The sequence below is a fragment of the Legionella waltersii genome (assembly GCF_001468085.1).
GTDB lineage: Bacteria > Pseudomonadota > Gammaproteobacteria > Legionellales > Legionellaceae > Legionella > Legionella waltersii.
Genome location: NZ_LNZB01000036.1, coordinates 174,957 through 186,044 on the forward strand (window position 1 = coordinate 174,957; position 11,088 = coordinate 186,044).

Sequence of the window (11,088 nt, forward strand, 5' to 3'; positions counted from 1 at the left end):
TCCATGCTTGCTCTTATTTCTACCGTGAATCAATGATATTATCTAAACTATGTCTAATCAGTAGTAATTTCCATGCACACAAAAACAGTACGAATTGCGACAAGACAAAGTCCTCTTGCATTATGGCAAGCTAATTTTGTTAAACAGTTGTTGTTGGAGCAATTTCCAAGCATGAATATAGAATTACTTCCTATGGTCACGTCTGGAGATAAATTTCTTAAAGACAAACTACTCGAAAAAGGGGGAAAAGGATTATTTGTCAAAGAATTGGAAGAAGCTTTATTGGATAAAAGAGCTGATCTTGCTGTTCATTCAACAAAAGACATGCCAGCTGAGCTCCCAGATGGCTTATGCTTGGCTGCTATTTGTGAGCGTCATAATCCATTTGATGCTTTTGTCAGCAATAACCACCTCAGTTTAAACGCTCTTCCCAGCAATGCAATTATTGGGACATCAAGTTTAAGACGTCAATCTCAACTTTTAGCTCACCGGCCAGATTTACAAATAAAAACCCTGAGAGGAAACATCAATACTCGCCTTTCCAAATTAGACAATGGGGAATATGATGCAATTATTTTGGCGGCCGCTGGTTTGGAGCGAATGGGTTTTAATCAGCGAGTCACTGAAATTTTATCTGACAATCTAATGCTGCCAGCTTGTGGACAAGGTGCTTTATGCATAGAGACAAGGGAAAATGACTCTGAAATTAATCAGATTATCAATCCATTGAATGACCCAATAACGTCTATCTGTGTGAACGCTGAAAGACAGGTAAACGCCTTATTGGGTGGTAATTGCCACGTGCCATTAGCCGTATTTTGCACCCAAAGTTCTTCAGATAGCTTGCTCTTAAGAGCAAAAATACTCTCCCAAGATGGTGCCAAAGTCATATATGATAAACAAGAGGGTGGACTCAATAATGTGGATGAACTAGCGAAAAAATGCACTGAAGCATTATTATCCCAAGGAGCTAAAATGATTTTAAATACGGTATCATTATGAGCAAGACACTCAAAGGACTGCGCATACTTAACACCCGCCCTAAAGAACAGGCTCAGGTATTAAGTAGTAAAATTAAGGAAGCTGGTGGTATACCGATTGAGTTCCCTACAATAGAAATACAAGCGACTAATAATTCCTGGACAGATTCATTAACTCATTTGAACTTAATCAGCCAGGCAATCTTTGTAAGCCCTAATGCAGTTCGTTATTTTTTTAATGAATTAAAGAAAAGAAAAATAAAATGGCCCGATAACATTCACGTGATTGCTATTGGGAAAGGAACGGCTGGTGCTCTGGAGCAATTTAATATTGCAGCCCATGATACCCCTGATTTACCAGATAGCGAACATTTGTTAAATCTCAAATCCTTACAGCAAATAAGAAACCAACACCTGCTTTTAGTGAAAGGAGAGGGAGGGCGCAAAGTTATTGAAGAGTATTTATTGCTTAAAGGAGCAAAAATCGTCCTTTTACAAGTGTATAAACGAGTCGCGCCAAGCATTTCCTCTGAGCGAATTAACGCTTTGTGGCAGGAGGATAAAGTTGACATTATCTTATTGACTAGCGAACAATCGATCCATAACTTATTTAACATGTTCAATAAGGAAGGACAAGCCTGGCTGCAAAATAAGACCTGTCTTGTCATTAGCGAACGACTAGCTCAATCAGCTGCTGCATTGGGCTTCAAGAATATTATGATTAGCCATCCTGAAAGGATGATTGGTACATTATTTGATTACAAGGATTGACCTATGGCCAATAACAACCACAAAAATGAACAGCCAAACAAGGTTGTGGCAGATAACCATTCAAGCAAAGTAAAGTCCGAGATCAAGCCTGCTTGCCCAAACCATCACACAAAGCCATTAGTCAACAGCCTCATTTTAGTGGTGGCGATTGCAGCAATGATCATAGCAATTTATTCAATGCGCTCTAATCAGCTCCATCAAACGAATACAGCTACTATTGAAAAAGAACTATCAAACAAGCTCGATGAACTTAAACAAAACCAAAATACGACTCAACAATTAGTTGATACGACTTCTCAGTCAATTGAAAAAATTCAAACTGATTTAGAGAGTAAAATCAATTTGTTAAGCAAACAGTTACAAACTAGTCTTAATCAACGACACTATGAAAACAATGATTGGATTTTGTTAAAGGCTAAATATTACCTTGAGTTGGCACAAATTAATGCGTATTGGAGCAAGAATTTTGACAGCACAGTTGTTCTATTAGAACAAGCTGATTTACTGTTAAAGGATGTTCATAGCCCTAAATTATTCACAATTCGCCAAACCATAGCAAAAGAAATCTCTCAATTAAAAACGACTGAACAAATCGATATTACAGGAATCTTGAGCCAAATTGATGCGGCACAATCAGGTGTAAACAATCTAACCATCAAAACCATTACAACCCCTCAGGACAATGCAAATCAGATTGCTTTAGAAAGTCATCATAAAACAGGATGGAGAGCCCAGCTACAAGACAGCGTGCGCTTTTTAAAAACACTTGTTGTCATTCGACATACCAATGAACCCATTCAACCAATCATTTCCCCTTTATTAGAAACAACTTTAAAAGAAAGTATTCACCTCTATTTACAAGAAGCTCGATGGGCAGTTCTAAATAATAATCCTGACGTTTTTCAACAATCCTTGGATCAAGCCATCACGAACATTAGAAGGAGCTTTAATCTTAATACTCAAACTACAAAAGAATTAATAAAACAATTAGTCTCTTTAAAAGAGACACGACTTACTCAAGAAAAACCTCAAGTTGGGCAAGCATTACCACAACTCAATCAATTCATTGATGATAAAACTGCCTTTGATGACCAAGCTTCTCAAGAAAAAGAGGAGAATAAATAATGTTTCGGATTCTGTTGGCTTTTTTCATACTTTTGACATCGGTTGTTTTGGGAACCCAACTCAATTTAGACCCTGGCTACGTGTTAATCGCCATTAATCATTGGACACTAGAAACCACTTTATGGACAGCATTAATTGGCTTACTTTTGCTCTTTATTGTATCCCATCTAATGATCCAGTTATGTCATCGAATTGCAAAAACTCCGGCTACCATTAATAAATGGCATTCAAGGCGCTTAGCTCATAAAGCCCAAGTAATTACTCGTAAAGGGTTAATTGAATACAGTGAGGGATATTGGCAAAAAGCAAAAAATCACCTAATTCAAGCCTTACCAAACACAGATACACCTTTGCTCAATTATTTAACTGCTGCCCGTGCCGCCCAAAAGATGGGGGACAGCACACTTCGCGATCATTATTTACGAGAAGCGCAACAGTGTATGCCTGAAGCTAAAATTGCCGTTGAATTAACTCAAGCGCAGTTACAAATCGCTAATCATCAATGGGAGCAAGCATTAGCCACATTAAAACATCTACAAGATCTGGCTCCTCGCCATCCCTATGTCTTAAAGTTACTAATGAATCTTTACATAGAAATAAAAGATTGGCATCAACTTATTGCATTGTTACCAGACTTGAAAAAAAACAGTGTGATTTCAAATCAAGAATTTTCTCAGCTGCAAGAAAATACCTATTTGCAAGCCATGAATGAATTAATTAAGCAAAATCAACTAAGTCAAGTTCATACTGTATTCAATTCTTTACCTAAAGCATTAAATGGAAACTCAGCCATCATTGCAGAATACGTCCGATTTTTAATAAAGCTAGGAGAGTTTACTCAAGCAGAGCAGCTAATTAAACAAAACCTTCGTAAAGAAGTTGATAATCAGCTCATCGAACTCTATGGACTGTTACCAGCAACGGAGCAACAATTAGCTTTTGCAGAGTCCTTACTCAAAAAGAATCCGCATTCCGCGGCGTTGTATCTCTGTTTAGGCCGCATATGCATTTATCAACACTTATGGGGTAAAGCTAAACACTATATCGAGCAGTCAATTGCACTGAATCCAACTCCTGCTGCTTATAATGAGCTGGGTAAATTGCATGAAAAGCTAAACGATCCTTTATCGAGTTGTGTTTGTTATAAAAAAGGGTTGCAATTAGTCACTGAAACCGATTAGAACCCGCTTTTGCAAAGATTGGTTAGATTACTTTGTTTTCATTATGACATGCGTCATTGCATTCCGTTTCAGTATGCTCCACTTGGATAGTGATATGTTGAATATTAAACTCTTTATTTAATTTTTCTGACATCTCTTTGCGTAACTCATCGCTTAGTGGTGCTTCAGGCATAAGCATATGAACTGATAAAGCATTTTCTTGAGTACTCATGGCCCAAATATGTAGATCGTGAATTGACTTCACTCCTGGAGTCGCCGAAAGGTAGTCGCTGACCTCCGATAAAGAAATATCACTTGGAACCCCATCTATAATCAACCTAAAACTATCCGCAAATAACGACCAAGTTCCTTTTAATATGACTACTGCAATGAGCAAGCCCACTATGGGATCAATCCATAACCAATTCGTCCAATACAATAAACCTGCAGAGATAACAACACCGACAGAAATCAAAGCGTCATAAAATAAATGCAAAAAAGCCCCACGAATATTCAGATCGTTTGATCCCCGCAAAAATAGTAACGCCGTTGTTGAATTGATGACTATTCCTATTCCCGCAACAATCATCACTGAAACGGCTTGAATTTCTTCTGGAGAAAATAATTTGTACATTGCGTCTGAAGCAATGATTCCACAAGTAAACACCAATAATGCCCCATTCATGAGAGCCGCTAATATTGAAGTCTTTTTCCAACCATAAGTAGCCCTTGCAGTGGGCTTCCGTTTCATCAAACCGGTGGCAATCCAAGCTAAAATCAAACCTAAAACGTCCCCCAAGTTATGAAAAGCATCTGCTAACAAACTAGTGGAGTTGGTAATGTAAGCAAAAATAATCTGCAAAATGACGAATAATCCATTGGCTGCAATGGCAATCATAAAAGCTCTGTCATACGTTACTTCATTATGACCATGTTGGTGATGCTGATGATTTCCTTCATGTGAATGTGTCGTCATAAATTCCCTTTATTCTTCAGCCTCTTGGTAATAGTTAACACCTATTTTAATTCGTTCGCGTGTTTTCTGTCTGCGCCAAGCGTTGGTATCTCGTAATGAGTATACGCAACCACAGTACTCTTGCTTGTAAAACTGCTCTCTTTTAGCGATTTCGTACATTCGCTCTGAACCACCATTCTTTCTCCAATTATAGGTCCAATAAACCAAATCAGGGTAATGACTAGCCGCGCGCTCACCACAATCGTTGATCTGATTCATGTCCTTCCAACGGGAAATACCCAATGAGCTACTAATTACAGGATATTCATTCTCATGCGCATATAAAGCAGTTCGTTCAAATCGCATATCAAAACACATGGTACATCGCTTTCCTCGCTCGGGCTCCCACTCTAAGCCCTTTGCTCGCTCAAACCAGTTGTCTTTATCGTAATCAGCGTCAACAAACGGGATTCCATGCTTTTCAGCAAATTTAATATTCTCCTGTTTACGTATTTCATATTCCTGTACTGGATGAATATTTGGATTATAGAAATAAATTGCAAAATCGATTTCTGAAAAGAGGAGTGCCTCCATTACTTCACCTGAGCATGGAGCACAACAAGAATGCAGAAGTAATTTTTTAGCACCATTGGGTAATTCTAAACGCTCTCTTTGAACCATTATTTTACTTCCTTCAGTTGAATAAAATGTTGGCGATAATAAATGAGTTCATTGATTGAATCCTTGATATCGTCTAATGCTAAATGTTTAGACTCCTTTACAACCCCACTCATTAGCTCCGGTCGCCAGCGTTGAACTAACTCCTTTAAAGTACTGACGTCCAAATTACGATAATGAAAGAAAGAGGCTAAATCAGGCATGTATTTGTATAAAAACCTTCTATCCTGACAAATACTATTGCCACACATAGGAGACTTCCCTTTATCAACAAACTGCTTTAAAAACTCGATTGTTAATTGCTCTGCCTGGGCTTCACCTATTTCACTGTCCAAAACTCGTTTGACGAGACCTGACTGCGTGTGTTGCTTGGTGTTCCAACTGTCCATGTTATCAAGCAACTCCTTGGATTGTGAAACGGCAAACACTGGTCCCTCATCAAGGATATTGAGATTTAAGTCGGTAACTATTGTTGCTATTTCAATAATCCTATCCTGTTCTGGCTCTAAACCAGTCATTTCCAAATCAATCCAAATTAAATTTTGATTATTTTTCATTTGATTTCCAAGAAGTCATCATTTGTTCGATATGAGCAATGCGTTGTTGACGCATCGCCTCCTTTATTGCAATGCCTTCATGTCCCTGGTCAATGAACCTATCAGGCTTAACCTTAACACATTCAGCATAAATGTCCTGCCATCGTTTTGTTTGAGGATAATGCACTTCAAATCCACGACCTTGTGCATCAGCCTGGCATGCCATCAATAATTTATTCAGTAAAGTAGGTCTTCTAAACACATCCACTTCGTCTAAAACCTTAATGATGGTTGTAGGGCGTAGTTCTGATACTCGGTGCACCAGTAAATGATAACGAGAAACCATTTTAGCTAAATCTCGGTAATCATTCGGTATCCGCAAACGAGCACACAACTGTTGAATAACAGCTACTCCACGCTCTTCGTGCTCATGATGCTTAGGCCACTCTGACATTGGGCTCAAGGCCTTCCCTAAATCATGCACTAATGCTGCGAAACGAACAATAGGATCGGCACTCAACCCCACTGCAGCTTGCAATGTCATTAAGGTATGTATACCGCTATCAATTTCAGGGTGATGTCGCGCAGGATTAGGCACGCCAAACAAGCGGTTGATTTCAGGTAAGACTATTCTTAATGCATCACAAGAACGCAACGTTAAAATAAACTGTTCGGGATTAGCCTCCGTTAAACTTCGTTGCCACTCCTGCCAGACCCTTTCAGCCACAAGGAATGCTAACTCACCCCGTTTGACCATCTCGTACATGAGAATTCTTGTTTCATTGGCTACAGTAAAGCCTAAGTGATGATACCTGCAAGCAAAACGCGCAACTCGTAAAACGCGAACAGGATCTTCAACAAAAGAAGGTGAAACATGTCGTAGTACTTTAGCTGCAAGATCTTTCTTTCCACCATAAGGATCTATTAACAGACCACTTTCATCCATCGCCATGGCGTTAATGGTCAAATCGCGTCTTGCTAAATCCTCTTCTAAGGTCACTGATTTACTGTAATCACAACTAAATCCATAATATCCAGAAGCAACTTTGCGCTCAGTTCTTGCTAGAGCGTATTCTTCCTTTGTCTCTGGATGTAAAAACACAGGGAAATCACGACCAACCTGTCTAAAATTACGGTTAATCAACTCCTCTGGCGTAGCCCCTACGACTACCCAGTCTTTCTCCTGCATAGGAAATCCAAGCAATTGATCGCGAACTGCACCGCCAACTAAGTAGACTTTCATTAAAAAAGAAATACCTTCATACTGTATTTAATAATAGCCACCATTATAGTATAAACAGTCACTATGAGTAAAAGACGGATTAATAAACAACAATCAGTTCGAATTGCTAAAATTCAAAGAACTTACCACCAAGAAGTGCAGAAGAATGATTCTTCCCTTAATGATGGCTTAGTGATTACTCGATTTAGCCGACATGCTGAAATTGAAGATCCATCGGGGAATACTCTCCTATGCACGATTAGACCTAACCTTGAGTCAGTTGTTGCTGGGGATAAAGTCATCTGGCAACTGGAAGGGGAGAATCAGGGGGTAGTTGTCAGCCTATATCCAAGAACTAGTGTACTGGCCAGGCCTAGCTCGAGGGGCATTAAAAAACCTGTGGCAGCAAATATTACTCAACTCATTGTAGTGATGGCTCCAAAACCAGAAGTGAGTTGGCCGCTATTAGATAGTTATCTCATCATGGCTGATATTTTAAACTTAGCTGTTGTTATTGTCCTTAATAAAGTAGACCTACCTAGCACAGATATAAAAGAACGTCTTGATTCTGACTACAGATCTTTGGGGTATTCCATAGTCCTTACATCCCAGGAATTAACCAAAAGCATAGTTGAGTTACAGGAGCATTTAAAAAATCACGTAAGTGTGTTTGTTGGCCAATCCGGTGTTGGTAAATCTTCGATTATTTCGCTGATTTTGCCCCACGAAGAAAAAATAGCAATCAACCAAATTTCTGATTTTTCTGAATTAGGTAAACACACCACAAGAAACTCTCGATACTATCATCTTCCCACTGGTGGAGCATTAATTGACTCGCCTGGTGTTCGTGAATTTATCTTATGGGAGATTGACCAAAATCGAATTGCCCAAGGCTATAGAGAGTTCAAACCCTTGATTTCACAATGCAAATTTCGCAATTGTACGCATGTGGATACCCCTAATTGTGCAATTATTAATGCATTACATCACGGAGAGATCTCTTCGACTCGATATGATAATTTTCTGAAGCTTTGTAGTTGGATACCAAAGACAACTTCGTTTTAAGTTGGTGCTCCAAGATAGTCCAATGCTCTTCCAGTCTGTTTAGCCTCCTCCATTTCGTCAAACGTTAATATAGGCCTACTCATTAAACTAAGATAACTCGTTATTCTTTTATAAGTACGCTCATTAAAGCTTTTTTCATGCGAATGGACTACGCTTTTCATCTCATCGATAGCATCACCTACACTCTTCTGTGGGCACTTACTTATTAGGGAATCAGGATCAGGCCAATTAAATGTAGAAAACAGTGCATGACCATTTGCAATTCCAGTAGTAAAATGGTTCGGATTAAGGCGATGGATGACATGAAACACACAATTCTTCAGAAAATTGGATTTATAATCCATGCCAGAATGTAATTCTATAAGCATTAATACATTTTTTCTTTCATGTGGTTCGCATTTTTTCAAAAATTGGGCAAATAATAGATTTACTCTAAATTGAATAATATGATCCTTTTCTTTTTGAGCATAAGTATGAACTAAAGCATCCAAAAAGAAATCTATTTTTCCTTTTAGGGCAGAATCATGGGCAGCGCTCTTTACGAGTGCATGCATCAGTAACTCAGGGTCAAACCAATAAATACCCAGCTTATTTAATTCACCCTGCTCAACGCATTTATACCACTGTTTAGTTGATTGATATTCAGTTAACCAATAATAGACACTACACGATTTTTGATGTTTAACAACTTTATTGTTTAATACTGCCGAATAGTTTGATAGAAGTTTATTGGTATTATTTGATAGCACATTAGGCATTAGGTGATTAAAAATGTCTGCTCCATTAGAAAACACTTTATTGCTTGTGTCCCAAAAATGAATCGACGAAGAGCCAAAAGGGGAAGTTTCAAATTCACCAACAAGCAAGGAGATAAGCAGTAATTTAACATCAATGATTTGAGTTTCGAGGCTTCTAGGTTTTTTCATTATTCTCCAACCGCTTGTAGCTTGGGCTATAGGGTCGGCACTGGACTGTGAAGGGGATTGCTCTATTGCTGGCATTACAAATATGGGGTTATATCGGTACAACCAGTTGGCAATTGCTTGCATTTGCTCATCAATACCGTAGGTACTTGCAGCATAGATATCAATTAAAAATTCAAACAGATAGCATTCGTCTTTGTTCTTATTTAATTGAATTCCATACAAATAATTCAATTGATTCAGATCTAAGCGATATATTGAAGTCAAGAACTGATGGACTAGCCGCTTAAACTCACTGAATTCTTCATTTCTTGATTTATAGGAATAATAAAGTCCAACAAGCTCATACAATCCTATTAAGGACTGTATAGGCATATTTCCCTTTGATTGCAGATGTGGGAATACTTTCTTTTGTAAAAAATCCCAAAAATTAAAAAAAATTTCCCCTGATATAGAGAATTCTGCCTTCCTTTTGTTATTCCATTTCAAGCGCATTAACTCATCGATAGTTACTGGAGAAAATTTCTTAAAATTACGGCTGGTACTTAATAAATATTTACTTTCTTTAATCAAGTGCTCACATAGCCCTCTTTTTCGAAAAAGAGCTTTTCCTCCATAGCCTAGATATAAGTTCTCGGGGTGTGCGGTTTCTATCAAAGAAGTGAAGTTATTAAAATCGATGGTGTTTTCGACCGTAGGAAACAAAATTTGAAGATAGGTTTTTCCGGTGATCTTAGCCAGCTTGTGGGCTAACTCTATCCAATACTGATTAACTTCTCCGGGTCTACGACAATAGTCGTATTCTCCGTCAGCAACCGAAAACCATCGATGGGCAAATCTAACTTTTAAAAATTCAATGTCTTGTTCAGTTAGCTTTTCAATAGATGAACGTTCTTTGAAATAAGTTATCAGTTCGTTTAAATACGTCTTATCAAAAAACGGTAATGAGTGCTGGCTCTGTAATTGATTTATAAAATCTAAAATGTCTTGAACTACCATTTCTGCCTATCCATAATTTCCATTGCAAAATTTATCCTAGGTTAAACAGGGTCTATTGACAACTCTACAGGCTTACGCAAAAGCCCGATCTCCTCGTTATATAATGGTTTGAATTCGGTCATTTAGTTTATCCAAACTCCCTCATTCAAACCGTCTTTTGCCTCGGTCTCAGGCTTTTGCGTAAGTCATGCTCGATTCCAAAGTTTAAGATCTTCGTCTAAAGAGGACCTTAGCGCAGGAATAGCATGTGAGCAATAGATCGCACCAAATATAATCACACAGAATAACCTAAAATAAGTATTAATCCATGAGTAATAATTGTTTTCGATATTAAATTAAAAAAAAAGCGGCTTAAGAGCCGCTTTTAGGGATAAAACCCTGGCGATGTCCTACTTTCGCATGAGGAAGCCTCACACTATCATCGGCGCTGAATCGTTTCACTGCTGAGTTCGAGATGGGATCAGGTGGTTCCAAAACGCTATGGTCGCCAGGAAAACTGGTTGCCTGTTGGGTTTTAGTTGAGGGATTAGTCTCAACAGACCCACAGTGCGGTAAAGAAGTTAGAGGTTACATAATCGATTTTGCAATTCAAAATAACTCAGATTATATGGTCAAGACAATCAGCCAATTAGTACAAGTTAGCTTCACACATTACTGCGCTTCCACACCTTGCC

General features: G+C 38.4%; 10 protein-coding genes and 1 rRNA gene. 5 read left to right on the plus strand and 6 right to left on the minus strand.

The genetic code is table 11. The features are described 5' to 3' along the window. Nucleotides 1–72 precede the first annotated feature (72 nt). From hemC to Lwal_RS07015, 4 genes are read left to right on the plus strand one after another with little or no spacing between them, the layout of a single operon-like run. The gene (gene hemC, locus Lwal_RS07000) at nucleotides 73–1,002 is read left to right on the plus strand and encodes a hydroxymethylbilane synthase (protein ID WP_058480111.1); all 930 of its coding nucleotides are present in this window, start codon (nucleotides 73–75) and stop codon (nucleotides 1,000–1,002) included. Next, nucleotides 999–1,751 carry a uroporphyrinogen-III synthase gene (locus Lwal_RS07005; protein ID WP_058480112.1) on the plus strand — a complete coding sequence of 251 codons (753 nt, stop codon included), beginning with the start codon at nucleotides 999–1,001 and terminating at the stop codon, nucleotides 1,749–1,751. The genes hemC and Lwal_RS07005 overlap by 4 nt, the downstream gene beginning before the upstream one ends. Before the next feature lie 3 nt (nucleotides 1,752–1,754). Further along, nucleotides 1,755–2,876, plus strand: coding sequence for a uroporphyrinogen-III C-methyltransferase (locus Lwal_RS07010; RefSeq protein WP_058480113.1), 1,122 nt, complete (start codon nucleotides 1,755–1,757; stop codon nucleotides 2,874–2,876). Continuing rightward, nucleotides 2,876–4,057 carry a heme biosynthesis protein HemY gene (locus Lwal_RS07015; RefSeq protein WP_058480114.1) on the plus strand — a complete coding sequence of 394 codons (1,182 nt, stop codon included), beginning with the start codon at nucleotides 2,876–2,878 and terminating at the stop codon, nucleotides 4,055–4,057. Before Lwal_RS07010 ends, Lwal_RS07015 begins: the two co-directional genes overlap by 1 nt. Before the next feature lie 22 nt (nucleotides 4,058–4,079). On the opposite strand, the gene Lwal_RS07020 is transcribed toward Lwal_RS07015, so the two are convergent. The 4 genes from Lwal_RS07020 to Lwal_RS07035 are packed head-to-tail and all read right to left on the minus strand — an operon-like array spanning nucleotide 4,080 to nucleotide 7,448. After that, complete coding sequence (locus Lwal_RS07020; protein ID WP_058480115.1) at nucleotides 4,080–5,012, minus strand: cation diffusion facilitator family transporter; 933 nt, start codon at nucleotides 5,010–5,012, stop codon at nucleotides 4,080–4,082. Nucleotides 5,013–5,021: 9 nt separating this feature from the next. Continuing rightward, a complete protein-coding gene (locus tag Lwal_RS07025; RefSeq protein WP_058480116.1) occupies nucleotides 5,022–5,672 on the minus strand; it encodes an epoxyqueuosine reductase QueH in 651 nt (216 codons plus the stop codon). After that, a complete protein-coding gene (gene orn / locus Lwal_RS07030; protein WP_058480117.1) occupies nucleotides 5,672–6,226 on the minus strand; it encodes an oligoribonuclease in 555 nt (184 codons plus the stop codon). Before orn ends, Lwal_RS07025 begins: the two co-directional genes overlap by 1 nt. Then, nucleotides 6,216–7,448 (minus strand): multifunctional CCA addition/repair protein, encoded by a 1,233-nt coding sequence (locus tag Lwal_RS07035; protein WP_058480118.1) that lies wholly within the window; start codon nucleotides 7,446–7,448, stop codon nucleotides 6,216–6,218. Before Lwal_RS07035 ends, orn begins: the two co-directional genes overlap by 11 nt. Nucleotides 7,449–7,511: 63 nt before the next feature. On the opposite strand from Lwal_RS07035, the gene rsgA reads away from it, so the two are divergent. Continuing rightward, nucleotides 7,512–8,492, plus strand: a complete 981-nt coding sequence (rsgA, locus tag Lwal_RS07040; RefSeq protein WP_058480119.1) for a ribosome small subunit-dependent GTPase A — start codon at nucleotides 7,512–7,514, stop codon at nucleotides 8,490–8,492. Here the strand turns inward: rsgA and Lwal_RS07045 are convergent. Then, the gene (locus tag Lwal_RS07045) at nucleotides 8,489–10,414 is read right to left on the minus strand and encodes a hypothetical protein (protein ID WP_058480120.1); all 1,926 of its coding nucleotides are present in this window, start codon (nucleotides 10,412–10,414) and stop codon (nucleotides 8,489–8,491) included. The two genes, rsgA and Lwal_RS07045, sit on opposite strands and share 4 nt — an antisense overlap. A gap of 376 nt (nucleotides 10,415–10,790) precedes the next feature. After that, nucleotides 10,791–10,906, minus strand: a 5S ribosomal RNA gene (rrf, locus tag Lwal_RS07050). Nucleotides 10,907–11,088: the final 182 nt, after the last annotated feature.

What these genes read in the sequence shown, in the direction of transcription:
- hemC (WP_058480111.1), top strand. Translation starts at nt 73, where the DNA reads ATGCACACAAAAACAGTACGAATTGCGACAAGACAAAGTCCTCTTGCA.
- Lwal_RS07005 (WP_058480112.1), top strand. Translation starts at nt 999, where the DNA reads ATGAGCAAGACACTCAAAGGACTGCGCATACTTAACACCCGCCCTAAA.
- Lwal_RS07010 (WP_058480113.1), top strand. Translation starts at nt 1,755, where the DNA reads ATGGCCAATAACAACCACAAAAATGAACAGCCAAACAAGGTTGTGGCA.
- Lwal_RS07015 (WP_058480114.1), top strand. Translation starts at nt 2,876, where the DNA reads ATGTTTCGGATTCTGTTGGCTTTTTTCATACTTTTGACATCGGTTGTT.
- Lwal_RS07020 (WP_058480115.1), bottom strand. Translation starts at nt 5,012, where the DNA reads ATGACGACACATTCACATGAAGGAAATCATCAGCATCACCAACATGGT.
- Lwal_RS07025 (WP_058480116.1), bottom strand. Translation starts at nt 5,672, where the DNA reads ATGGTTCAAAGAGAGCGTTTAGAATTACCCAATGGTGCTAAAAAATTA.
- orn (WP_058480117.1), bottom strand. Translation starts at nt 6,226, where the DNA reads ATGAAAAATAATCAAAATTTAATTTGGATTGATTTGGAAATGACTGGT.
- Lwal_RS07035 (WP_058480118.1), bottom strand. Translation starts at nt 7,448, where the DNA reads ATGAAAGTCTACTTAGTTGGCGGTGCAGTTCGCGATCAATTGCTTGGA.
- rsgA (WP_058480119.1), top strand. Translation starts at nt 7,512, where the DNA reads ATGAGTAAAAGACGGATTAATAAACAACAATCAGTTCGAATTGCTAAA.
- Lwal_RS07045 (WP_058480120.1), bottom strand. Translation starts at nt 10,414, where the DNA reads ATGGTAGTTCAAGACATTTTAGATTTTATAAATCAATTACAGAGCCAG.